At 63.9% G+C, this 22,038-nt stretch carries 23 protein-coding genes and 1 pseudogene; 12 read left to right on the top strand and 12 right to left on the bottom strand.

Annotated elements, in window-relative coordinates:
• The first annotated feature begins 191 nt into the window (after window positions 1–191).
• Window positions 192–1,748, top strand: coding sequence for a glutamine-hydrolyzing GMP synthase (gene guaA, locus RI03_RS12440; protein WP_010217797.1), 1,557 nt, complete (start codon window positions 192–194; stop codon window positions 1,746–1,748).
• Between the two features lie 222 nt (window positions 1,749–1,970).
• On the opposite strand, the gene RI03_RS12435 is transcribed toward guaA, so the two are convergent.
• Window positions 1,971–2,519, bottom strand: coding sequence for a hypothetical protein (locus tag RI03_RS12435; RefSeq protein WP_138995659.1), 549 nt, complete (start codon window positions 2,517–2,519; stop codon window positions 1,971–1,973).
• A 619-nt stretch (window positions 2,520–3,138) separates the two neighbouring features.
• On the opposite strand from RI03_RS12435, the pseudogene RI03_RS25360 reads away from it, so the two are divergent.
• Window positions 3,139–4,508: pseudogene (locus RI03_RS25360) on the top strand (epoxide hydrolase family protein).
• 100 nt (window positions 4,509–4,608) lie between these two features.
• Here RI03_RS25360 and RI03_RS12420 read toward each other — a convergent pair.
• Window positions 4,609–5,670, bottom strand: coding sequence for a LysR family transcriptional regulator (locus RI03_RS12420; RefSeq protein ID WP_202949367.1), 1,062 nt, complete (start codon window positions 5,668–5,670; stop codon window positions 4,609–4,611).
• A 15-nt stretch (window positions 5,671–5,685) separates the two neighbouring features.
• Between RI03_RS12420 and RI03_RS12415 the strand changes: the two genes are divergently transcribed.
• The 6 genes from RI03_RS12415 (at window position 5,686) to RI03_RS12390 (ending at window position 9,656) form a co-directional block, all read left to right on the top strand.
• Window positions 5,686–6,789: an NADH:flavin oxidoreductase gene (locus RI03_RS12415; protein WP_010217788.1), complete on the top strand. Its 1,104-nt coding sequence runs from the start codon at window positions 5,686–5,688 to the stop codon at window positions 6,787–6,789.
• A gap of 54 nt (window positions 6,790–6,843) precedes the next feature.
• Window positions 6,844–7,554 (top strand): LytTR family transcriptional regulator DNA-binding domain-containing protein, encoded by a 711-nt coding sequence (locus RI03_RS12410; protein WP_010217785.1) that lies wholly within the window; start codon window positions 6,844–6,846, stop codon window positions 7,552–7,554.
• 141 nt (window positions 7,555–7,695) lie between these two features.
• Window positions 7,696–8,145 carry a hypothetical protein gene (locus RI03_RS12405; RefSeq protein ID WP_010217783.1) on the top strand — a complete coding sequence of 150 codons (450 nt, stop codon included), beginning with the start codon at window positions 7,696–7,698 and terminating at the stop codon, window positions 8,143–8,145.
• A gap of 85 nt (window positions 8,146–8,230) precedes the next feature.
• Window positions 8,231–8,842 carry a redoxin domain-containing protein gene (locus RI03_RS12400; protein ID WP_026046690.1) on the top strand — a complete coding sequence of 204 codons (612 nt, stop codon included), beginning with the start codon at window positions 8,231–8,233 and terminating at the stop codon, window positions 8,840–8,842.
• Window positions 8,839–9,219: a glycine cleavage system protein GcvH gene (gene gcvH / locus RI03_RS12395; protein ID WP_010164536.1), complete on the top strand. Its 381-nt coding sequence runs from the start codon at window positions 8,839–8,841 to the stop codon at window positions 9,217–9,219. Before RI03_RS12400 ends, gcvH begins: the two co-directional genes overlap by 4 nt.
• A gap of 14 nt (window positions 9,220–9,233) precedes the next feature.
• Window positions 9,234–9,656 carry a putative quinol monooxygenase gene (locus tag RI03_RS12390; protein ID WP_238542356.1) on the top strand — a complete coding sequence of 141 codons (423 nt, stop codon included), beginning with the start codon at window positions 9,234–9,236 and terminating at the stop codon, window positions 9,654–9,656.
• A 303-nt stretch (window positions 9,657–9,959) separates the two neighbouring features.
• Here the strand turns inward: RI03_RS12390 and RI03_RS12385 are convergent, their stop codons facing one another.
• Window positions 9,960–10,847, bottom strand: a complete 888-nt coding sequence (locus RI03_RS12385) for a LysR family transcriptional regulator (protein ID WP_026046689.1) — start codon at window positions 10,845–10,847, stop codon at window positions 9,960–9,962.
• A gap of 125 nt (window positions 10,848–10,972) precedes the next feature.
• Between RI03_RS12385 and RI03_RS12380 the strand changes: the two genes are divergently transcribed.
• The 4 genes from RI03_RS12380 to RI03_RS12365 all read left to right on the top strand — a co-directional run bounded on the left by RI03_RS12380 (window position 10,973) and on the right by RI03_RS12365 (window position 13,812).
• Complete coding sequence (locus RI03_RS12380) at window positions 10,973–11,680, top strand: peroxiredoxin-like family protein (RefSeq protein ID WP_010217771.1); 708 nt, start codon at window positions 10,973–10,975, stop codon at window positions 11,678–11,680.
• 261 nt (window positions 11,681–11,941) lie between these two features.
• On the top strand, window positions 11,942–12,238 hold the full coding sequence (locus RI03_RS12375) for a putative quinol monooxygenase (protein WP_010217769.1): 297 nt from the start codon (window positions 11,942–11,944) through the stop codon (window positions 12,236–12,238).
• 109 nt (window positions 12,239–12,347) lie between these two features.
• Complete coding sequence (locus RI03_RS12370) at window positions 12,348–13,076, top strand: alpha/beta hydrolase (RefSeq protein ID WP_037515244.1); 729 nt, start codon at window positions 12,348–12,350, stop codon at window positions 13,074–13,076.
• Window positions 13,077–13,155: 79 nt separating this feature from the next.
• A complete protein-coding gene (locus RI03_RS12365) occupies window positions 13,156–13,812 on the top strand; it encodes a glutathione S-transferase family protein (RefSeq protein ID WP_010217757.1) in 657 nt (218 codons plus the stop codon).
• 221 nt (window positions 13,813–14,033) lie between these two features.
• Here RI03_RS12365 and RI03_RS12360 read toward each other — a convergent pair whose 3' ends face one another.
• The 9 genes from RI03_RS12360 to RI03_RS12320 form a co-directional block, all read right to left on the bottom strand.
• A complete protein-coding gene (locus RI03_RS12360) occupies window positions 14,034–14,513 on the bottom strand; it encodes a hypothetical protein (RefSeq protein ID WP_010217753.1) in 480 nt (159 codons plus the stop codon).
• Between the two features lie 17 nt (window positions 14,514–14,530).
• Window positions 14,531–15,028, bottom strand: coding sequence for a hypothetical protein (locus RI03_RS12355; protein WP_010217750.1), 498 nt, complete (start codon window positions 15,026–15,028; stop codon window positions 14,531–14,533).
• Window positions 15,029–15,140: 112 nt separating this feature from the next.
• A complete protein-coding gene (locus tag RI03_RS12350; protein WP_238542355.1) occupies window positions 15,141–16,715 on the bottom strand; it encodes an amidohydrolase family protein in 1,575 nt (524 codons plus the stop codon).
• 305 nt (window positions 16,716–17,020) lie between these two features.
• The gene (msrB, locus tag RI03_RS12345; protein WP_010217745.1) at window positions 17,021–17,533 is read right to left on the bottom strand and encodes a peptide-methionine (R)-S-oxide reductase MsrB; all 513 of its coding nucleotides are present in this window, start codon (window positions 17,531–17,533) and stop codon (window positions 17,021–17,023) included.
• Window positions 17,534–17,675: 142 nt separating this feature from the next.
• Window positions 17,676–18,383 (bottom strand): glutathione S-transferase family protein, encoded by a 708-nt coding sequence (locus RI03_RS12340; protein WP_238542354.1) that lies wholly within the window; start codon window positions 18,381–18,383, stop codon window positions 17,676–17,678.
• Window positions 18,384–18,421: 38 nt separating this feature from the next.
• Complete coding sequence (locus tag RI03_RS12335; RefSeq protein ID WP_010217740.1) at window positions 18,422–19,216, bottom strand: HvfC/BufC N-terminal domain-containing protein; 795 nt, start codon at window positions 19,214–19,216, stop codon at window positions 18,422–18,424.
• A complete protein-coding gene (bufB, locus tag RI03_RS12330) occupies window positions 19,213–20,055 on the bottom strand; it encodes an MNIO family bufferin maturase (RefSeq protein WP_010217738.1) in 843 nt (280 codons plus the stop codon). The genes RI03_RS12335 and bufB overlap by 4 nt, the downstream gene beginning before the upstream one ends.
• 149 nt (window positions 20,056–20,204) lie before the next feature.
• Window positions 20,205–20,852, bottom strand: coding sequence for an NrsF family protein (locus RI03_RS12325; protein ID WP_010217735.1), 648 nt, complete (start codon window positions 20,850–20,852; stop codon window positions 20,205–20,207).
• Window positions 20,853–20,992: 140 nt separating this feature from the next.
• Complete coding sequence (locus tag RI03_RS12320; RefSeq protein ID WP_010217732.1) at window positions 20,993–21,967, bottom strand: alpha/beta fold hydrolase; 975 nt, start codon at window positions 21,965–21,967, stop codon at window positions 20,993–20,995.
• Window positions 21,968–22,038 lie beyond the last annotated feature (71 nt).

The raw sequence follows: 22,038 nt of genomic DNA, 5'->3' as shown, positions 1-22,038 counted from the left end.
GACGAACAGAAGGAGCGAAAGAGGACGATCACGGCCAGATCAGCCGGCGAACGGAGAAGGCTACGCATCAGCCCTGTGTGGCAGCGCGCCCTCTATAACGGGTTAATCCGGCGTTTGGCTTTCGCGGGCGTTGCGCCCGCCAATTCGTCCCCGCCCTCTGGCATCGCGGCGCACTTCTGCTATCTGGCCGCATGACCCATCCCAGCGACTCCATCCTCATCGTCGATTTCGGCAGCCAGGTTACGCAGCTGATCGCACGCCGCGTGCGCGAAGCGGGGGTCTATAGCGAGATCGCCCCGTTCACGACCGCCGCCGATGCGTTCGCGCGGATGCAGCCCAAGGGCGTGATCCTGTCGGGCAGCCCCGCCTCGGTGCTCGACGAGAACAGCCCGCGCATTCCTCAGGCTATTCTGGACAGCGGCGTGCCGATCCTGGGAATCTGCTACGGCCAGCAGGTGCTGATGCACCAGCTTGGCGGAACGGTGACGCTCGGCGATAGCGGCGAATTCGGCCATGCGGTGATCGAGATCGGCGATGCCTGCGCGTTGTTCGACGGCGTGTGGACGCCGGGCGAGGCGCATCAGGTGTGGATGAGCCACGGCGACAAGGTCACTGCGCTCGCCCCTGGTTTCCGCCCCGTCGCGGCGAGCCCGGGTGCACCGTTCGCGGTGATCGCGGACGACGACCGGCATTATTACGCGATGCAGTTCCACCCCGAGGTGGTCCACACGCCGGATGGCGCCAAGCTGATCGCAACCTTCGCGCGGCACGTCTGCGGGTTGACCGGCGACTGGACGATGGCGGAGTTCCGCGCGACCAAGATCGCCGAGATCCGTGCGCAGGTCGGCAGTGGCAAGGTCATCTGCGGGCTGTCCGGCGGGGTCGATTCGGCGGTCGCGGCAGTGCTGATCCACGAGGCGATCGGCGAGCATCTGACCTGCGTGTTCGTCGACCACGGGCTGATGCGCAGCGGCGAGGCGGATCAGGTCGTCACGCTGTTCCGTAACCACTATAACATCCCGCTGGTCCATTTGGACGCAGAGGAAACGTTCATGGCCGGGCTCGCGGGCGTCACCGACCCCGAGGCGAAGCGCAAGTTCATCGGCGGCGCGTTCATCGACATCTTCGAGGCGGAAGCCAGGAAGATCGGCGGCGCGGACTTCCTTGCGCAGGGGACGCTCTACCCTGATGTGATCGAGAGCGTCAGCTTCACCGGCGGGCCGTCGGTGACAATCAAGAGCCACCACAATGTCGGCGGTCTCCCCGCGCGGATGAAGATGCAGCTGGTCGAGCCGCTGCGCGAACTGTTCAAGGACGAAGTCCGTGCGCTGGGCCGCGAGCTTGGCCTGCCCGAGATCTTCGTCGGGCGGCATCCGTTCCCGGGGCCGGGTCTCGCGATCCGCATCCCGGGCGAAGTGACCAAGGAACGCTGCGATATCCTGCGCAAGGCGGACTCGGTCTATCTCGAGGAAATCCGACGTGCGGGGCTGTACGACGCGATCTGGCAGGCGTTCGCGGTGCTGCTGCCGGTGCGCAGCGTCGGCGTGATGGGCGACGGGCGGACGTATGACAACGTGCTGGCACTCCGCGCGGTCACCTCGACCGACGGGATGACCGCGCAGGCGTTCCAGTTCCCGGGCGATTTCCTCCCGCGCGTCGCGACACGGATCGTCAACGAAGTGCGCGGCGTCAACCGCGTGACCTACGACTATACGAGCAAGCCGCCCGGCACGATCGAGTGGGAATGACGTTTGCTTGGCCAAGGGGTGATCGAGCTGCCCCATGGCGCGGCAGACCTACCTGATTCCGCCGACACGCCGACGGGAAACCAACAAGCGCTAATTGAGGGCACGACGGACGTCTGCTTCGCGCGCGGTGGTATCAGGGTAGGGGCAGGGATACAGGCGCGGCGCCATGCCGCAGACCGCATGCACGATGGCGGGCGCCCGGGATCGATCGGCACGATGTCGTCATCCGCCAGTCTGGTCAGTTGGCGGTCTCGTTGACGGTAAAGGCGTGATCCAGCCACGGCCGTCAGCAAGATCCACAGTGATTTCCCAGTGCCGAAGCACCTCTCGGCCAAGGTTGCCGTCGAGGATGAGGTCCTTGACCATCACCGGGCCCGAAATGTGCAGCCCGTCCGCCGGGGTGACATCCCAGCGCTGAACCGCCGTGTCGGACGGGTTCAAACCGAACAGGCCGGCAATCGTGCGATCGACCATCGACGCGCCGTAGTTGCCGGTGTCGAGTTCCATCCATGCGGTTCCCGAGGATGTCGGAACCCCGATGTCGACGGTGAGCGCCGCACCCTCCGCCACGCGCACGAGCCGGATCGGCACCTCCACCGCGGTCTTGCGGATTGCGGCGAGACTGGCTGCGTCCTCGAGGACCAGCCGGTGATGCGCGACGTCCAGCGTCACCGTCTGCCCCACGAAGGCATCGAGGCCAATTGCCCCGCTGAGTCCGGCCGAGGCCGGCCCCATGAACCTAGCCAGATCGAAGACCGACAGTTGCGGCACGGTCGTTTGATACGCGCCGATCTTACCGTGCTGCTGTTGCAGCGGGGGACTTCGACGCGCTCGCCGATCGCGCGAAAGCCGGTCACCTTCCCCCAGGGTTTGCATCCGATCGCAGCGGCCACCGCGGGTGTGACGCCGGAGGTCCCGATACCGCTGTCGAACAGATACGTACCGACCCGGCCGCCGACCGTAGCCTGCACCGTCTCGATGCCAGCGGAATTCGCAGACAGCGGCACGAAATCGCGGGCCATAGTCGGAGACGGGGACAAAGACACCCCGACGCCGCACAGGACCAGGCATGCAGAGCGGAATTCCATGGGAGTGCACCTGACCGTGTTCCATTACATGGAGGCGATCTTGCACTCACAACCAGGGGGGCAAAAGCGCTAAGTCTATCATGCGGTGCCAAAGTCTGTTCCTGAGCCCCGTCTGACCTTCCCGCCCGCGCGGGCGGAGCTGGATACGGCGCGCAAAACGCTCCTCAATGACGCAGAGGGAACGGCAGATTTAATCCGTCTTCCGCGACGAACTGACCGGCGACCACGCGGACATACTCTAAATGTCTGCCTTTCGCCGGATGCCGCCCTGAAACCTGTAACCTGGGGTCGGACCAATCCGAATGGACGATATGGCGCGGATCAGCCGTCCCGCCCTTGCCGTGTTCAGGAAGCAGGATGGGTCGATGAAAGAGGGGCTTCCGAGCGACGAGGTCACTGGCCGCACGTCGCCGCCGCTGCGCAGGGCGGTGCTGCAGGCCGGGTTAGGCCTGGGTACCCTCGGCTACGCGTCGGCCAAGGCAGCGGCGCACCTGTCGATCGCAGGTTCCATCGGGGTCGATTTGCCACCCGCCACGGAGGCTGTGCGAGCTTTCCGTGTCGCCATCGCGTCGGCCGTGATCGAGGATCTCAGGCGACGGCTCGCAACGACACGCTGGCCCGAACGGGAAACCGTCGCCGACGGGTCGCAAGGCGTCCAGCTGGAACGCGCTCAAGCTCTCGTCGACTATTGGCGAGATGGGTATGACATGGGGCGGCTTGAGCGCCGGCTCAACGCGTTTCCACAATTTCGCACGGCGCTCGACGGTCTGGGAATTCACTTTCTGCATGTGCGTTCCAAGCACGCAAATGCCTTGCCGATCCTCCTCACGCACGGCTGGCCGGGGTCGGTCGTCGAGTTTCTCGACGTGATCGGTCCGCTGACCGATCCGGAGGCGCACGGTGGGCGCGCCGAGGATGCGTTCCACGTCGTCATTCCCTCGCTGCCGGGCTACGGCTTTTCGGACAAGCCGGAACGCACGGGGTGGGACGTGCCGAGGATCGCCACCGCCTGGAGCACGCTGATGAAACGGCTCGGTTATCACCGCTGGGTCGCTCAGGGCGGAGACTGGGGCGCGCATGTCACCACATGGCTCGGCGTGCAGAAGCCGGAAGGGCTGGCGGCGATTCACCTCAACCTGCCGACCCTTTCGCCGCCGCCGCTCGAAGGCGCGCCGGGCGATGAAGAAAAGGCCGCCATCGCCGAGCTCAAGGCGCTCTTCCGCACGATGACCGGCTATGGGAGCATCCAGGAAACCCGACCGCAAACGCTCGGCTACGGCCTCGTCGATTCCCCGGTGGGGCAAGCCATGTGGATCTACGAGAAGTTCACGGACTGGACGGATAGCAACCGGAACCCGGAATCGGTCATTTCGCGCGACGCGATGCTCGACGACATCATGCTGTACTGGATCACGGCGACTGCCGCCTCATCGGCCCGGCTCTATGCTAAAGACGCGGGGAACAGACGTCGCGACACGTGGTGGAGATCCCGGTCGGCGTCAGTATCTTCCCGGGAGAAATCTACCGACCGCCACGGATCTGGGGCGAACGGACCTATTCCAAGCTGTTCTACTGGAACCGGGTGTCGAAAGGCGGACACTTCGCCGCGTTCGAACAACCTGCGCTGTTCACTGCGGAGCTGCGAGCGTGTTTTGCCAGCATCCGGACCTAAAGGGGCACGCTTGTGCAGGACGCTCGATGCAACGGGCCGGTCGCGTCCGCATGGCGCTGAACCGGCCACGGCACCCTCATTGCATCGACCAAGCCGTCTTTTACAGCGGACTGGCCGGGTCCCACCCAGGCGCATCGGATCCCGCGAGGCAGGACTCCCGCATCGCATCGATAAAGGCCCGAACCCGCGCCGGCACGTGCGAGCGGCTCGGGAAAACGGCCCATATCCCCACCTCCCGCGGCTCGACGTCGGTGAGGTAGATGCGCTGCAACTCTCCGCGTTCGATCTGCTTGTGGACGTCCCAGTACGTCAGCATCGCGATGCCCACGCCGGCGATGCAGGCTGCGCGCACCGCGTCGACGGTATTGGCTGACAAAGGGCCCCTTATCCGAACGCGGTGTGCCTCACCGCCCCTTGTGAACGGCCATGTCTCCATCGCGTGAAGCCGGATACAGGCGTGATCCATCAGCTCTTCCGCCGTAGCGGGTTTCCCCAGGCGCGCGACGTAGCCCGGCGATGCGATGAGCGTGAAGGGGTTGTCGGCGACCCTCGTCGCGATCATGCCCGATGGCTTCATCTCCGCCACGCGTACAGCCACATCCAGACCTGCCGTGGCAATGTCGATGACCCCGTCGCTCAAGGTCAGATCGACGCGTAGCGCGGGATTGTCGGCAATCAACCGCGCCGCGACAGGGACGACGACGGTGTGCCCGATGACGTTGGGTGCCGTAATCTTCAACACACCTGACAGGCCGGCACCGCCTGACCGGCCGGAGCTGCCGGACGAGACCGAAGCCATCGCCGAATCCCGGGCTTCCAGGAGGGTGACGGCATGCGGTAGAAACGCTTCTCCCTCTTGGGTCAGGGAGAGGGCCCGCGTCGTGCGGTGGAACAGACGTGCGTTCAACTCGGCCTCGAGGCCTGCCAATCTGCGACTGACCAACATCGGCGACGTGCCCGTCTGGCGCGCCGCCGCCGACAGGCTGCCGACGGATGCGATCGCGCGAAACAGGGCAACATCTTCAAGATCCATAATATAACGATGATCGATATAGTGCTTATCGTCAAACTCATCTTCTGCGACCCCGTCGACCAGACTAGATCCAGCGGCGACGATCGGATCGCCCTTCGCTTTTAAAGGGAAGGTGTCCGACGTATTCATGCAGAGGTATGACCGATGGACACTGATACTACAGCCCTTTTTGCGCCGAGCATCATAAACGGCCATACCGCGAAGAACCGCTTGTCGGTCGCGCCGATGACGCGCATCTCGGCGACCGAGGACGGTCGGGCGACCGAACGGATGACCCGCTATTACGAGCGTTTCGCCCGGGGCGGCTTCGGGACGGTCATCACCGAGGGCATTTATACCGATCAGGCCTTCGCGCAGGGTTACGTCCACCAGCCGGGCATGACCGATGAGGTCCAGGCAAACTCCTGGAAGCCGGTCGTCAGCGCCCTCAAGGCGCATGGTACGCTCGCCATCGCGCAGTTGATGCATGCCGGCGCGATCAGCCAGGGCAATCGGTTTCGCGACGGCACCGTCGGGCCGTCCTCCATCCAGCCGAAGGGAGAACAGATGGCGTTCTACCACGGCAAGGACCGCTATGGTTTGCCGAGCGCGATGACGGAGGCGCAGATCGCAGACGCGATCAGCGGTTTTGCCGAGTCAGCGGGGCGTGCGACAGAAATCGCCGGGTTCGACGCGATCGAGATCCATGGCGCCAATGGATATCTTCTCGACCAGTTTCTGACCGATTATGCCAACACCAGAACCGATCACTGGGGCGGCACTACGGAGAACCGCGTGCGGCTGATCGTCGAGACGCTGAAGGCGGTGCGTGCGCGGGTGGGGGCACGGGTGCCGGTCGGCGTCCGGCTATCGCAAGGCAAGGTGAACGACTATCATCACAAGTGGGCGGCCGCAGAGCGCGATGCCGAGATCATCTTCGGCAGCCTGGCGGACGCGGGCGTCGATTTCATCCATGTCACCGAGTTCGAGGCCTGGCGGCCTGCGTTCGTCGCGGACGGTCCTTCCCTGATGCGTCTCGCCAAACAGCATGCACCCAGGGCGGCGATCCTCGCCAACGGCAGTCTGCACGACATTGCGCGCGCGACGGCTGCGCTGAACGACGGTGCCGATATCGTCACCATCGGTCGGGGCGCGCTGGCGAACCCCGATTTGCCAAGGCGCCTGGCCGATTGCGCTGCCCTCGACACGTTCGATCCGGCGATCCTCGGACCGATCGCCGACGTCAAGGAAACCGAGCTCGCGATGTAAAGCGAAGTTGGTGCGGCAGGCGACTGCATGCATTCCAGCGTAAGGAAGTAAGATATGTCTGGGTTTGCAGTACTGGTCGAGATGACGGCCAAACCTGGAAAAGAAGCCGAGATCGAGGCGTTTCTCGCGAGAGAAGCGCTTTTGGTTAAGGACCGGCCCGGAACCCTGACGTGGCATGCCGCGAGGGTTGAAGGGGAAACGGGGGCCTATCGGGTGTTCGACACGTTCGTCGACGAAGCCGCCCGCGAAGCCCGGTTACGTGGGGATCCCGCACCGAGCAACGTCTTCACCGCTCCGCACGAGCGGTCGGCGGTGGAGGCGTTCGCGGTCGGGGTCATCAACGCTCTGCTGAAGCCGGTTACCCTTGATCGGCTGCGCCACGCGCTTGAGCGGGTACACGGCCGTCAGGGCGCGCCCTTGCTCGCGAAGACCACGTCTCGATCCGAGTTCTGGGTACGGGACGGCGGCGACACTGTTCGCATCGACGTCGATCGGATCGACTACGTCTCGGCGGAAGGCGACTATATGCGACTGCATCTGGGGAGTTGCTCCTATCTGCTCCATTCCACGCTTTCCCAGCTCGAACGGGACTTGGACGCCGCAGCCTTCCTCCGCGTTCACCGTTCGGCCCTTGTGGCAAAGCGAAGCATCGTGGCGATCGGCCGCAGTCGCTCCGGAAAGTGGGTCGTTCGCCTGCGCTCCGGGGGCGAGGTCTGCATCGGCGAGAGCTACATGGCACGCGTCCGAGCATTCGTGAAAGGCTGACGCTGCGGCGCAGCGAAGCGCGCCGTCGGCCGGGTCGGGTTCACCGAAAAGATCGAGGGGTTCGGCGAAAAGCGATCGTCCGCACGTCACCGCTCCTTCAAGCGTCCAGCGCCCGATGACCCCATCCGAGGACGGACGTAAATGAACATTGTCGTGATCTTCTGGCTGCAACTTGTCGCCAGCCTCTTCGTCGCGGGCGTAGTGGCGTTCTGGTATGTCGCGCCCCGCCTGATGAAGATGCCAATGGGGTCCGCGCTTACTCTGCTCCTGTTCGTGCATGTGCCTCGGTACGTCGGAATGACTTTACTGGTTCCGACCATGGTCGATCCCAAGGTTCCCGCTCAGTTTCTCTTCAACGCTGCTTACGGCGATCTGGTGGAAGCCGTACTGGCATTCGCCTGTATCATGGTCCTGCGCGTGAATGGACAATTCGCGATCCCTCTTGTGTGGATTGCCAATATCTGGGGGTTCCTGGATCTTCTGAACGGAGTCCGCGGTGTTGTGGTGCTCGACATCCCGCGGTTCGACATCGCACGTTCTGGTACGTCTACACCTTTTACGCCCCGCTCGTCGGCGTTTCACATGTCATGATCTTCTGGGCGTTGACGAAGGCCAAGTCATGGCCGGCGTAATCTCAGGTCTCTGAGCAATATTCGAAAACAGAAAGGGGGATTCGATGCGAGGCGACATGGTTCCGGGGGCTTCCCTCCCCGACTACGAACTCTCCGATCACAGCGCGAAGCGGCGAAAACTTTCGGTCTTGCAGGGCGGGGATCCGATGGTGCTCGTGCTCAGTCGCGGGGGCTACTGCCCGAAGGACCGCCGGCAGCACCAGCGGCTTCTCGAACTGCACGCCGAGATGGAGGTCGGCTATTGTCGGCTCGTCACCATCAGCACCGACAGCATCACCGAGACAAACGAATATCGCAGCGGTGTGGGCGCGCATTGGCCCTTCCTCTCGGATAGCCGGCGGATCGTTCAAAAGGATCTCGATATCGCCGAATATACCGATCCGGCGCACGATCCCATGATCCCGCACGTCCTCGTCCTCGAGCCCGGTCTGATTATCCACAGTGTCTACAACGGCTACTGGTATTTCGGCCGCCCGAGCATGGACGAGCTCCGCCAGGACCTGCGGGCCGTGAGCCGGAAATGCCGCTCCGATTGGGACATCACGAGGCCGGAACTCAAAGCCGCGTGGCAGCAGAACCGCAAGGACGCCTTTTATCCCTACGGCAAGAGCTATGCCCAGAGCATCGGCGACCAAGACCAGGAGGACCCGAGATGAGCACCCTACGTTTCAACGAAGATCACGAATGGGTCCGGCTGGACGGCGACGAGGCGGTCGTCGGCATCACCGATTACGGCCAGGCGCAGCTCGGTGAGGTGGTCCATGTCGATCTCCCGGACGTCGGCGCCCGGATCGACAAGGGGCAGGAGGTCGCCGCCGTGGAATCGGTAAAGGTCTCGAACGGTCTCGACGCGCCCATCTCGGGCGAGGTTACGGCGATCAATGTCGGCGTCACCGATGACCCGACCCTGGTCAATGCCGATCCGATGGGCGCGGGCTGGTTCTACACAGTCCGCGTGGCCGATCGCAAAGAGATCGATGCCCTCATGGATGAGGCGGCGTACACGTCGTTCGTCGAAGAACTTACAGCGTAGAAACGCGCGCGGACATGCGCGCGAAGGCCGAGCCCCGCCGCGCTATCCGTATGTACGCCAAGGAACTGAGCTGGCGATGTGCAGCCAGCTTAGTACTGCGCACGCGACCGCGTGTGCAGGTCAACAAAGGGAATGAAGCAATGGCTAAGGTCGCATTACTGATCGAGATGAACGCCAAGCCCGGCAAAGAGGCGGAAGTCGAGGCATTCCTCGCAAAGGAAGCTTCGCTGGTCGCGGGCGAGCCTGGAACCCTCACGTGGCACGCGGCGAAGATCGAAGGCGAAACGGGCGTCTATCGGGTTTTCGACACGTTCGTCGACGAAGCAGCCCGCGACGCCCATCTGAACGGCCCGGCGGGGCAGGAGTTCTTCGACAAGGCGGGCGAGTTGTTCTCCGAGTCCAAGATGAGCCGCCTCCAGGTAGTCGCGCACAAGTGATGCCCGACGGCGGCGCGTGATTGCGCGGTTCTGAACGAACCAGGGCGGCTGGGCGCAACGAACATCCCAGCCGCCCGTCTTCGGGCGCAAGACGCCGCGGAAGGCCGTCAGCGGGTCCAGCTCGACCAAACCTTCGACTGTGCCTGCGCCCGTGGTGGCGGCATGGCTGGCGGCATGGCCGGTCGAAGGTAAACTGGTTTGGACGTTGGGGCGATCGACGTCTTTCCCAATCCCCTGCTGCGCCTGGCGCGCGGGGCCTGGCGAACCGCCGTTGGGCAAGCCTCTTCTCAACGGCACTCGGTGCTACGTCTTCGAAAAGATCTCCTCGAACCAGCTGACGAACGCGCGCGCCTTCGCCGTCGGCAGTCGGCCGGAGGGGAACAGGGCCCATAAGTCGGCATGGGGAAGCTTCCAGTCGGTCAGCACCGGGACCACGCGCCCGTCGTCAAGCTCCGGCTGCATCACCCACCGCGAGCTGATCGCGAGGCCGAGGCCGGCAATGACCGCCTCCCGCACGCCTTCGGCCGCACTGAAGGACAGCCGCGTGGGGACGCACACGGATGTATTCCCACTTTCGCGACGAAAACGCCATTCCTCCGCGATCAGGCCTTGGGTGTAGACCAGCGCGGTATGCTCGAGCAGGTCCCCCGGCGTCGACGGAGTGCCCATCCGCGCGAGATACGCAGGGCTCGCAACGACCAGTCGCTCGCACGTGGCAAGCTTACGCGCGGTCAGGCTCGAATCCGACAGCTCTCCCCCACGCAGCGCGACGTCCACGTTCTCGCCCATCAAATCGACGAAGCGATCGTCCAGGACGAAATCGACCCGAAGATTGGGATGCGCGTCCAAGAAACCGCCGATCCTTGGAATGACATGCAGTCGCGCGAAGGTGACGGGCGCGCTAACGCGCAGCCGACCGTCGAGCCCTTTGCCCAGGCCGCGCGCGGCGGTCTCCGCCTCGTCGGCTTCCGCGAGGGTGCGGCGTGCCCGCTCGTAGAAGGCCAGGCCCGCCTCGGTCGGGTGGAGCTGTCGTGTCGAACGGATGAGCAGCCGCACCTGGAGGTGCTCCTCCAACGCCGCGATCAATTTCGACACGTTGGGCTGGCCTATTTGCAAGTCGCGCGCGGCGGCCGAAAAAGAACCGGACTCAACGACGCGGACGAATACTTCCATCGCATGCAATCGATCCATCGAACACGTCGCCTATTCTGAATTTGAATAAGTCATATTGCTCGGGCGGTTCTACTGCAATGCCGCATAATAGAGCATTTGGGTGCCACGGCAGCGATGGTGCTGAGCCGCCAAGGAGAAGCTCGATGAATTTCCAGGAAACTTTCGCTCATATCTTGCAGTCTGATTTGCCGCTGCAAGGCAAGCTCGATGCCTTCAAGGTCGAATTCGATACGCGACTTGCCCCCCCGGCGGCGGTCGAAGCGCTGCATCGCTCGGTCGACGAACTGATCGCTTCGGGCGCACCGGCCCGCGCCCTGAAGGTCGGCGACATCGCACCGGCGTTCACGCTCCCCGATCCTGACGGCAACCCGGTCTCGTCCGCAGCGCTGCTCGCCAAAGGGCCACTCGTTGCCACCTTCTATCGCGGTGTTTGGTGTCCCTATTGCAACTACGAGCTGACCGCGCTTGAAGCCGCCCGTCCGGAGATCGAGGCACGTGGCGCGAGTTTGGTTGCGGTCTCCCAGCAATTGGCGCCCAACAGCCGCAAGTCGCAGCGCCAGAACGGCCTTGGCTTCCCGATCCTGGGCGACCATGGCGGCGACGTCGCCGCGCAGTTCAACCTGCGCTGGACGCTGCCGGAGTATCTGCGGGTGGCCCACCGGATGCTCGGCGCCGACCTGCCGCAGTTCAACGGCGAGGATAGCTGGACGCTGCCGATGAGCGCCCGCTACGTCATCGCGCAGGACGGAACGATCGTCTACGCCGAAGTGAATGGCGACTACACCCGCCGCCCCGAGCCGTCGCTGATGTTCCCGGTCCTGGACCAGCTCGCGCGGCAGCACGCCGCCTGACGTCTTACCCCTGTCGTTCAACCCAACCTCCGGCGCGTCGAAGCGCTTGAGGTAGGGGCGGACGACGGACGGTCTCTTTTGCGGACCACACTGCCGGACCCCCGACCGATACGGCGAAAATCGGATCCGTACGCAGGCGGCGAGCAAACTCTCTCAACCGCGTAAATCGATATTTACGTCACGGAACTGAGCTGGCGATGTGCAGCCAGCCTAGTACTGCGCGCGCGATCGCGCGCGCATGTCAACAGAAGGAACAATGACATGGCTAAGTTCGCATTCCTGATCGAGATGAAGGCCAAGCCAGGCAAGGAAGCAGAAGTTGAGGCGTTTCTTGCAAGTGAAGCTTTGCTGGTGAAGGACGAGCCGGGTAACCTGACGTGGCACGGCTCCAAGGTCGAAGGTGAGACCGGTTTATATCGGGTATTCGACACGTTCGTCGACGAAGCTGCCGGCGAAGCCCATATGGCCGGCCCGGCAGGACAGGAGTTTGTCCAGCGTGCAGACGATCTGTTCGTCGAGACGAAGGTCCTTCGTCTGCACGTGGTCGCATCCAAGTAAGACCGCACATTGGCGTTTGAATGCCAATACTGATGCGAAGGTGGGCGGCTCGGCGCAGAGAAGGTGCCGGCCGCCCGTTTTCAACCGAAACTTCCCGAAAGGACAGCCAGTGCATACCGGATCCGCTAAACCAACGATCGTGCTCGTGCACGGTGCCGTCGAAGACTCGTCGCTTTGGACTCATGGCGTGATCCAGGGGCTTACGCGCGAGGGATATCCGTTCAAGGTCTTCTCGAATCCGCTCCGGGGCGTGGCGCACGACACGGCCTACCTGCGCAGCTTGCTGGACACGATCGAGGGGCCCGTGATCCTCGTTTCCCATGCCTATGGTGGGGCGGTCATTGGTCAGGCAGGGGACGACCCTAAGGTCAAGGGGCTGATCTACGCGGGCTCGCCCATGCCCGGGGCGGGAGAGTCGACCAATGATTGTCTCGAACGGTTTCCCGGCGGAGACTTCGGCACTTCGGTCGATCTGGTCCCATACACCTTGCCCCACGGAACCAGCGGCACCAATCTCGTCGTCAAGCCCGACAAATACGCCTACCTCCTTGCTGCCGACGTGCCTGAGGACAAACTCGCGCTGATGATCGCCATCCAGCGCCCGATTTCCCTTGCAGCGCTCAACGAGAAGCTGACGTCCGCTGCCTGGACGACCAAGCCGAGCTGGCAGATCCGCCCGCTGCTGGATCCCGTCATCCCCCAGGCAGAGTTTCAGTTCGAGGCCGAGCGTGCCGGCTCCCAGGTCATCGAACTGAACTCCTCGCACGCCATTCCCATCACGTTCCCCGAAGTCGTGATCGACGTGATCGGGCAGGCTGCCCGCGCAGTCGCGTCCTGACGGCGACGGCGCGTCGGCCACGGAGTCACTCCCGCGAGACGCATTCTTGACTTGGCACCGAACAGACAAAGGGACGGACATGAACAGCACATTTGAGCTCTACGGTGCACCGACCGGCAATTGCCTCAGAGCCGCGATTGCGCTCGAGGAAGCCGATCTTTCCTACACGCCCAAGCTCGTGGACCTTGCGAGTTTCGAGCATCAGGGCGCCGACCATCTCGCCTTGAACCCGCTGGGAAAGGTCCCGGTCCTTGTCGAGCGGGAAGACGGCCGAGAACCGTTCGTTCTGACGCAATCGACCGCGATCATGCTTTACGCAGCGGGAAAGGGAGCGGGGCGGTTGCTGCCCGATGACGAGCCTGACCGGGCGATCGTCCTCGAGCGCTTGTTCTTCTTTGTGACCGACGTCATCGCCGTCAATCACGCGGCCTTCTCGCTGCGCGATTCAAACGCCCAGGAGGCGCAGAAAATCCTGATGGATCGCATGCTTGCCACGCTCGAGACGGCGGAGAGGTATGTCGCGCGGGACGAATTCATCGCCGGGGCAGCGTTCAGCCTCGCCGACATCGCGGCCTATACGATCACCAGATCGGTGATGTCGGACCTTCCGTGGTCGAAGCTCCCCAATCTGCGGAGATGGGTCGAGGCGATCGATCGTCGCCCGGCCGTGCGCCGCGGGCTGGAGGTGTTCGAACGAATCTACGATCCGGAGGTCGTTTCCCGGTTGGCGATGTAGCGCGCCGGTCTGCCCGCTGGTCATCGGAATCCTTCGGACAAGATCGAGTTGCGATCCTTGCTTCAGGACATCCAACGACCAACGACCGCAATGGACCTGCAGGCGCTGGAACGTGTCCATCGACAGCCGTCATGGAACGCGATGCGGCGCTCCCGTTCACCACGGCGGGCGGCGCTAGCGATTTCCGGCGCAAGGGATTGAGTACGTCCGCGTCGATGCGTTTAGGTATAGCCAGTGAAGAACTCGGCGGCGATTTTCCATCGACCGTCTAGCTTGATCAACTCCAAGGTCTTCCAACCCCAGCTCTTTTCGGTTGCCGTCGTGTCCTCGAATACCAGCGAGACTTGAGCCAGGGGACCGTCCTGTTTGACGTGGATGTCCCTGAAGGTCTGCGTGAAGGGCTCTCCTTCAAACACCCCCTTGCGAAATTCCTCGTAATGCGAAGTATTTACCGCAAGATCCTGACCCTTCCGCGAAAGTGGGACGCCCGTGAAGGGAACGCCCTTGTCGAGCAGAAGGGTTTCAAACAAGGTCTGGTTCCTGGTCGAAACCGCCTTGGTGTACGTGTCGAGAAGCGTTGCAATCGCCTGTCGATCCGCGCCGCGGCTTTCGAAAGTCGCAGGAACAGGTGTGCGGTAGGGTGCCGCAAAGGCTGGCGCGGCCGACACCGCAAGGACTGCGCCAAAAAGAATGATCTTCATCGTCGTCTTCCTGCTTCTCAAAGATGGGTTTCGCGGTTCGCCACGTCGGGTCGAACATAGATTACGGCGCCCGCAAGGTCCGGCCGTCCGACCGGCTGTGATATATCCACCCAAGCGGTGCCCTGGTCTATCAACGTCATCCGTCCTTCGCCCTCGGGATTCCCGTTATTGACGACGTGGTAAAGCAGAACGCGCGGGCCTTCGGCGGTGACGGACAAGGTCAGGGCGGTTGGCTTGAGACGCCGAATGCTCATGGGCTGCCCGTCGACCCGGCCCTCCACCACTTCGTGCAGGGAGGGGATTTCCCAGCGGATGCGACCGTCCGGCTGCAGGTGAAAGCGATAGCCTCGCGCCGCGGCCGCCTTGATGTCCGCGGTATTGCGCGTCGGGCTTTGGACCCAGTCGCCATTCCAGGGGCTCTCGGTCAACACCGGGACCGGTGGCAAGTCCTGCGCCACGGCCCCGCCTGCGGTTGCCGCGAGCAAGGTCGCGGAGAGGAAAAGACGAGAAATCATAACGGTCCTTCGCTGCTACGTGGGGTTTTCCTGTATGTTTCGGTCACGATCGCACAGCCGCTCATTTCCGGACCTTGCTGAATTCGAGCGTGAACCAGTCCCCTTCGCGGTATCAATACAGGCCGTAGAGGCCCTTGACCGAGCGCAGAAGCCTGGCCGGGTCGAACCCGATCCCATCGCGGAAGACGAGCTGGACGTTTTCGATATCGCGAATACGCTGACTCGGGTCGCCCTGCACGATCATCAGGTCGGCGCGCTTGCCAACGGTCACGCTGCCGATTTCACGGGCCTGGCCGAGATATGTCGCCCCGTTCAGGGTTCCGATCCTGATCGCCTCGAGTGGCGAAAAACCGGCGTCGACCAGGAGTTCGATCTCCCGCTGGTCGGCAAAACCCGGGATGATATGCCCGTCACCGGTCGGGTCGCACCCGGCCATCAGGGTTCCACCGGCCAGGGCAAAGTTCCGTTCGAACGCTTCCAGCCGTTTCAGGCTGGCATAGCGGCGCGCCTTCCGGGCGGTGTTGGCGGTACTTTGCGCGTTGCGCGCGTCGAGATACGCCTCCCTGGCCTGCGGCGTCAGCAGGTCAAGCTCCGCCTGTCGCAAGGGTGGGACCCCCGTCTCTTCCACGTCCACGACCGGCAAGGTGCTCGTGATGGCGACGTGTCTGGCGATCAGCAGTGCGTAGAGCGCCTTTGCCTCGGGACCATCCGGATCCATCGCGGTCTCGGTCGCAGACCCCTGCGAGTCCGAACAGAGGTCGGCCTTTTTGTCCGGGTCGAGCTGGGTGTTGTCGGAGAAGCCGTGCTCGATATTGTCGATCCCGAGTTCCGCCGCCTCGGGATAGGTTATGGAGCAAAGGTGGCCTGTGATCTTGAGTCCATGGCGATGCGCCGCATCGATCGCGGCTTTCAGCTCGGCCCGGGTGATGTTCTGGTACGCCTTGAAGCTGGTCACACCCTGACCAGCCCAATAGTTGACGGTGTCGCGTGCATCCTCGGGGCCAAGCAGGGTATGCATCTGCAGGAAGATGTTTCCGGCACCCTGCAGATAGGGCCCGGTGACGTCCATATGCGGCCCTGGCAACTGATTGCTCTCGATGGCCTGCTTGAGGTTCAGGTCCGCATAGGGCTCCATCGAGCCCGTCGTTCTGATCGTGGTGACGCCGCCAGCGAGATAGAGCCGCGGGGAGGTGTACGTCATCTGCGGGAGGAGCAGCGGAATCCTCTGGGCGTGCTCGAAGTCTGCGCCGGGACGCGCGACGTAGAACAGGTGATCGTGCATTCCCACCAGGCCCGGCAGGAGGGTTCGGCCTGTCATGTCGAGGGTTTGGATGCCGTCGGCCGGAGCAGACGCGCTGGACGGCGCGATTTCGGCGATGCGACCGTTTTTGATCGTCACCGTGCGATCTTCGAGTGGCGGCGCACCGGTGCCGTCGATCACGCGAATGTGGATGAGCCTCAACGTGCCATGGGACGCGTCGAAGGACACGAACTCCCGGACTTCGTCCGCCATCGCGGGCGCGCCGGGAATGGGTGGGGATTGAAAGAGGACCTGGGCGGACGCTGCGCCCGCTCCCGCGAGCACTGCTGCTGCGCGGATTGCCATGCCGATGGCACAGCGTTTGAGGCGCGACACGGCAGGACGCGAGAGATGCCCGGAGGCGGGGAGCGAGCGGCGTATGTTCATGGGAGGATCCGATAGACCGGGGGAGTCGCACGCACTTCTGACGCGACCGGCAAGACGGAAACGATCGCTTTTCGCCGAAACTTGCGATCTTTTCGATGAGCCCGGTCGAGCGGACGGCGCACTGCACCGAACCGTGCAGCGCGCTTTTCGCAGGCGTGCGGACGTAGCATTCCGGCCGATGGTCGAGAAGCTTCTGCCGGATCGCGGCCAATGGTGATCCGCCTGCCTACCGGCAAACCGCCGCCTGCGGCACCATGCGGCGATGATGCGGACGATGACGCTGATGTAGGGCCAGTCATCACGCGCTACGCCGGATGAAACGCCATCGCGACACCATTCATGCAATAGCGTAGCCCGGTCGGTTTCGGGCCGTCGTCGAAGACATGACCGAGGTGGCCGGCACACCGTTTGCAACGGGCTTCGGTGCGTTCCTCACCGCTGCTCGTATCCGCGCGCTCAAGGAGTGCGTGCGCGAGATGGTCGTAGAAGCTCGGCCAGCCAGTGCCACTGTCAAACTTGGTTGACGAGGAAAACAGCGGAAGCCCACACCCGACGCAGACGAAAATGCCGGTGCGATGTTCGGTGTTGAGCGGGCTGGTGAAAGGATATTCGGTCGAGGCCTGACGCAGGACTGCATAGGCCTGCGGTGACAAGCGCTTGCGCCACGCGGCGTCGGTAAGGCTGAACGGGGCGTTCGCGCCCCCGATCGTAGCGGCGTCGCTGCGACCGATCGATCGGTACGCCAGGGCACCGACCGCACCGGTGCCGCACAGGGCAAGGAACTTGCGGCGGGAGGAGGGGGAGCTGATCTGGACCATGACGATCGGTTCGTTCGGGCTCGCCGGAAGGTTACAGTCAGCACGCAGGATGCGCGCGCGAACAGGATCGGTCCGCCCCGGATCTGATCATGGCAATCCGTGCGCACGACATCCGCCTTGAAGCATCAGGCTCTCGAGACCCTCAACAGGGGCTGCGCGGCGAGGGCGTGTGCCATCGCCGCGCCGTTTCCTCATGCGTCCTTGGGATAATTCGACGGAAAAGCGCGCGTCTGGTTTCTTCGTCGTTGATCGCCTTGAACGGGTGATCACCACCCACCGTACGGGCGCGCTGCGCGGCCGGTCGTGCGTCGATGCCCGCGAACCACGCCTTGATGTTCGGATAGGCCGCAAGGGGATCATCCGAACCCGACAGGACGACCCGGGCGCGTTCGATCCAACCCCAGGCGGCCATGTCCGCGATCGTGTATTCGTCAGCGACGATGAAGCGCCGGCCAGCGAGATGGGAGTCGAGCACCTCGTAATGGCGCTCCGCCTCGCGGCGGTACCGGTTCACGGCATATTTCAGCTCAGGTGCCATCCGTTCGAAATGGACCGCCTGGCCGGAAAACGGGCCGAGACCCGACGCAACGAAGAACAGCCATGAAAGGAGTTCGGGGCGATACTCCGGATCGCCAAGAAATCGCCCGCTCTTTTCGGCGAGATACAGGAGGATGGCGTTGGAATCGAATACCCTGGTCGCTTTGCCGCCAGGCCCTTCGGGATCGACGATCGCCGGCACTTTTCCGTTGGGATTGATCGCGCGGAACGCCGGGAGATGCTGTTCGCCCTTGCTTGTATCCACTGGCACCAGCTCATACGCGATACCGGCTTTCTCGAGCAGCAGTGCCACCTTGGCGGGGTTGGGCGAGGGATGGAAATAGAAACGGATCATGCACGGTCTCCTGTTGCGGGTGCGGTTACGCCAAGCGGTCGACTTTGTCGGATGTCCGCGATCAGACCATCCTGCAGCCAGGACGACAGGCATCGGCCCGCGACCAGGACCGCCTCCTCCATGCCGATCGTTTCCGCGAGGTGATCGCACAGTCGGGCAAAGCTTTCTCCGGTAGCTGCAAGCCGGATCGCGTCCGTCTCGGTGGCTTCGATCGTCGCGAAATGGGGCTGCATGTCGACTCGCCAGACCCGCACCCAAGCCGGTTGGGGCAGTATCCGTGCGGCAGGCACATCCTCGCTCGCGGCGATCGCCGTCCAGATTGCGCCGCAGTTTGTCTTCACCGGCAGCAAGGCCAGCGTCGGGACGAAGTGAATGACCGCATCGTCCCAATCGATCTCGATCAGCCGAGCCGGAGCGAACGGCGCCGCATCGGCACCGTCGAAGGCGCGGCGTAGCGCCCAGTCAAGCGCAGCGATCTCGGCGACCTCCGGATCGTCGGGATAGAGCGCGTTGATCGTTTCGGCGAAACCGACCCCGTAATCGCTCAATGTCCAACTCGTCGGAGCGTGGCGGTCGATATGATGCCGCGCCGCAGATGCGAAAGCGTCGTCTCCGAGCCACGCCCAGAGCCGTTCGTAGCTGTCCTTCAGACAAGCGACGAGCTGCGCGCGATAGGCGTTGTGGTAGACCGCAAGGCCAGGTCCGGCGCTGCCGCTCACGGCAACGGGAAGATCGGTCGGTTGGTCGAGCAGGAAGTCCACGAACGTCCGCTGCAACGCGAGCAGGCTCATGCCGCGACCGCCATCGCTTCGGTGGCGATCCGGCGGGCGATATCGAGTTCGTCCAGCAACGCCGCGAGCGGCGGGATAGCGTCGTCGCGTTCGATCATCGTGGCAACCGGTCCCAGTCGCGGATAGATCCGGCTGAACAGGTTCCAGACCGGATCCGATACCGGCTGATCGTGTGTGTCGATCAGTCGTTCGCGCCCCTGGCTGTGGCCCGCGAGATGGATCTGGCGGACGCGATCGACGGGGACGCCCGCCAGATAGTCATAGGGGTCGAAGCCGTTGTTGGTGCCGCTCACATAGATATTGTTCACGTCGAGAAGGAGATGGCAGCCGGTGCGCCGGGTCATCTCGGTGAGAAACGCCCATTCGGTCATCTGATCGTCGGCGAAGGTCAGATAGGTCGATGGGTTCTCCAGCACGAGCGGGCGTTCGAGCACGTCCTGAACGTGGAGGATGTTGGCGCAAACCACGTCGAGTGCCTCTTCGGTGAATGGCAGCGGCAGAAGGTCGTGCGAATTGACATGTTCGACCCTCGACCAGCTGAGATGGTCGGACACCCAGAGCGGCTGGATACGATCCGCGAGCGCCTTGAGACGCTCGAGGTAATCCAGCCGGACCCCGTCGGCGGAGCCGATCGACATCGAAACACCGTGCATCGCGACCGGCCACCGCTCGCTGACCTGATCGAGCACATGGAGCGGGCGGCCGCCGGCGACCATGAAGTTCTCCGAAATGATCTCGAGGAAATCCACCGGGACCGGGTCGGTCAGGAAATCCTGGAAGTGCGGGATGCGCAGCCCAAGCCCGAACCCCTGAAACGGTGCGATCTCGACGTGCTGCACGGCTTGCCTCCAAATGGTGTGCCGGCTTGTTCCGGGGGGATACCAGACCAGCAAAGGGGACGTTCGAAGCCTGGGCGTGGAAGGTTACACGGGCGAAGGACAAATTCGGCGCGTCCGCTTCGCCAACCGCAGGGCTCGAGCAGCCGATCTCACCAGCGCAGGAGACGGGGCCCCGCAACCGCGCCAAGCACCGTCGCGGCGGCGAGGCCGAGCGAGTACCAGAGCAGGACGAACCCCGGCGAGCTTTCTGTGCAATGCAGCGCATAGGCGGTCGCCCCGGTGCCACCCGAGACGAGGCCCGCCGCCGCGCCTGCCGCCCTCAGTCGGGTCGGTGCCAGCCGCGTCATTGCCCCCATCAGCCCGACGAATACCGGCAGCGCAAGCGCGGCGACGTAGGTGGGGCATTGCCACCAGCTCGATCCCATCCAGAACGCCTCGGACTCGCTGGCCGGGGCCGCGGCCCACCGCATCGCGGCGATTGCCGCCAGCGCCGCGACCGGGGGCCAGAGCAGCCTCGACCAGTGCAGCGCCGCCGCGTCGGGCTTGCTCAGCCGGTCAAGCGCCACGAACCCGAGCGCGGCGATCGACGCGGTGTAAAGCATCTTGATCCAGAACGCCGCGGTCGTGACGGCCGACGCCATGTCCGGCCGTGGACCAAGGCTGGGCCAGAACAGCACCGCGATCCCGGCAGCGACCGCGCCGGCGATCAGGCCGTTGCGGAGCAGCGTCCGGGGCGCGCCCCGCGGTATCGGGCGTAGTCGGGTGGATAATTCAGCAATCAGCGCTTCGGTGTTCATCAAATGCTCCGGCGATCCCTCGGCCGACGGGCCTCCACGCCGCGAGTCTTGCCGGCATTCGCTCCGCGGGGGCGAACGGTTACGCTGAACGAAAATTGCGTGTCCGTTGCCCCGCATCGCCGCATCGCCGCATCGCCGCATCACCGCCTCGGCAGCGTACGTGCGAGGAAGTCGCGGATCAGCGGGACGATCTCGTCAGCCCGGTCCTCCAGCGCGAAGTGACCCGAGTCGATCAGGTGCAGCTCGGCCGCGGGGTTGTCGCGCAGATACGCCGTGGCACCCGCGGCCGGGAAGATTTCGTCATTGGCGCCCCATACGACGAGCGTCGGCGGTTTGCGCGTGCGGAAGAAGGTCTGAAATTCCGGATAAAGCGCCACGTTGGTGCGATAGTCGTAGAACAGATCGAGCTGGATCGCGTCGTTCCCCGGACGATCGAGCAAAGTCTGGTCATGCAGCCAGGTGTCGGGGTCGACCCGGCTCGGGTCCCTGACGCCGTTGACATACTGCCATCTGGTCAGCTCCGGGGTCAGCACCTTGCGCAGCGCGTTGCGATTGGCCGGCGTGGGATTGGCCCAGAGATCCTCGACCGGCTTCCAGAAACCCTGGATGCCGTCCTTATAGGCGTTCCCGTTCTGGACGATGAGACCGGCGATCCGGTCGGGGTGACGCAGCGCGAGCCGGAGACCGACCGGGGCGCCATAATCCTGGATATAGAGGGTATACCGCGTCGCGCCGAGCTGTCCGAGCAGGGCTTCGGTGACATCGGTCAGGTGCGCGAAGGTGTAGGCGAAGGTGGCGCGATCGGGCGCGCTGGAGCCGCCGAAACCGGGATAATCGGGCGCGATGACGTGGTAGCGGTCGGCGAGCGCGGGAATCAGGTTACGGTACTGGAAGGACGAACTGGGAAAGCCGTGCAGCAACACCACGACGGGGGCGTCCTTGGGACCGGCCTCCCGGTAGAAGATGTCGAGACCTTCGACCTTGGCGGTGCGATAGTGAATGACCGCGCTGGCGGGGAGGGGGGCGACTTCCCCGGCGGGGGTGGCGTCGGCGGTGCCGGGTGCTCCCAGCGCGAGCGATGCGGCGGCCAGCGTGCCGAGGGCGACGGTCTTCATGCTCTTCTCCTTGAGAGGAATGGCTTCGATGCCCTGTTCTGGCTCAACACGAACCGAACGATAATCGGATA

Source organism: Sphingomonas sp. PAMC 26621 (assembly GCF_000251145.1).
Lineage (GTDB): Bacteria > Pseudomonadota > Alphaproteobacteria > Sphingomonadales > Sphingomonadaceae > Sphingomonas.
Note: the sequence above shows the minus strand (reverse complement) of the source record. Positions and strands in the feature narration are given on the sequence as shown.

What these genes read in the sequence shown, in the direction of transcription:
- guaA (WP_010217797.1), top strand. Translation starts at nt 192, where the DNA reads ATGACCCATCCCAGCGACTCCATCCTCATCGTCGATTTCGGCAGCCAG.
- RI03_RS12420 (WP_202949367.1), bottom strand. Translation starts at nt 5,670, where the DNA reads ATGAATACGTCGGACACCTTCCCTTTAAAAGCGAAGGGCGATCCGATC.
- RI03_RS12415 (WP_010217788.1), top strand. Translation starts at nt 5,686, where the DNA reads ATGGACACTGATACTACAGCCCTTTTTGCGCCGAGCATCATAAACGGC.
- RI03_RS12410 (WP_010217785.1), top strand. Translation starts at nt 6,844, where the DNA reads ATGTCTGGGTTTGCAGTACTGGTCGAGATGACGGCCAAACCTGGAAAA.
- RI03_RS12405 (WP_010217783.1), top strand. Translation starts at nt 7,696, where the DNA reads ATGAACATTGTCGTGATCTTCTGGCTGCAACTTGTCGCCAGCCTCTTC.
- RI03_RS12400 (WP_026046690.1), top strand. Translation starts at nt 8,231, where the DNA reads ATGCGAGGCGACATGGTTCCGGGGGCTTCCCTCCCCGACTACGAACTC.
- gcvH (WP_010164536.1), top strand. Translation starts at nt 8,839, where the DNA reads ATGAGCACCCTACGTTTCAACGAAGATCACGAATGGGTCCGGCTGGAC.
- RI03_RS12390 (WP_238542356.1), top strand. Translation starts at nt 9,234, where the DNA reads ATGCGCGCGAAGGCCGAGCCCCGCCGCGCTATCCGTATGTACGCCAAG.
- RI03_RS12385 (WP_026046689.1), bottom strand. Translation starts at nt 10,847, where the DNA reads ATGGATCGATTGCATGCGATGGAAGTATTCGTCCGCGTCGTTGAGTCC.
- RI03_RS12380 (WP_010217771.1), top strand. Translation starts at nt 10,973, where the DNA reads ATGAATTTCCAGGAAACTTTCGCTCATATCTTGCAGTCTGATTTGCCG.
- RI03_RS12375 (WP_010217769.1), top strand. Translation starts at nt 11,942, where the DNA reads ATGGCTAAGTTCGCATTCCTGATCGAGATGAAGGCCAAGCCAGGCAAG.
- RI03_RS12365 (WP_010217757.1), top strand. Translation starts at nt 13,156, where the DNA reads ATGAACAGCACATTTGAGCTCTACGGTGCACCGACCGGCAATTGCCTC.
- RI03_RS12360 (WP_010217753.1), bottom strand. Translation starts at nt 14,513, where the DNA reads ATGAAGATCATTCTTTTTGGCGCAGTCCTTGCGGTGTCGGCCGCGCCA.
- RI03_RS12355 (WP_010217750.1), bottom strand. Translation starts at nt 15,028, where the DNA reads ATGATTTCTCGTCTTTTCCTCTCCGCGACCTTGCTCGCGGCAACCGCA.
- RI03_RS12350 (WP_238542355.1), bottom strand. Translation starts at nt 16,715, where the DNA reads ATGAACATACGCCGCTCGCTCCCCGCCTCCGGGCATCTCTCGCGTCCT.
- msrB (WP_010217745.1), bottom strand. Translation starts at nt 17,533, where the DNA reads ATGGTCCAGATCAGCTCCCCCTCCTCCCGCCGCAAGTTCCTTGCCCTG.
- RI03_RS12335 (WP_010217740.1), bottom strand. Translation starts at nt 19,216, where the DNA reads ATGAGCCTGCTCGCGTTGCAGCGGACGTTCGTGGACTTCCTGCTCGAC.
- RI03_RS12325 (WP_010217735.1), bottom strand. Translation starts at nt 20,852, where the DNA reads ATGAACACCGAAGCGCTGATTGCTGAATTATCCACCCGACTACGCCCG.
- RI03_RS12320 (WP_010217732.1), bottom strand. Translation starts at nt 21,967, where the DNA reads ATGAAGACCGTCGCCCTCGGCACGCTGGCCGCCGCATCGCTCGCGCTG.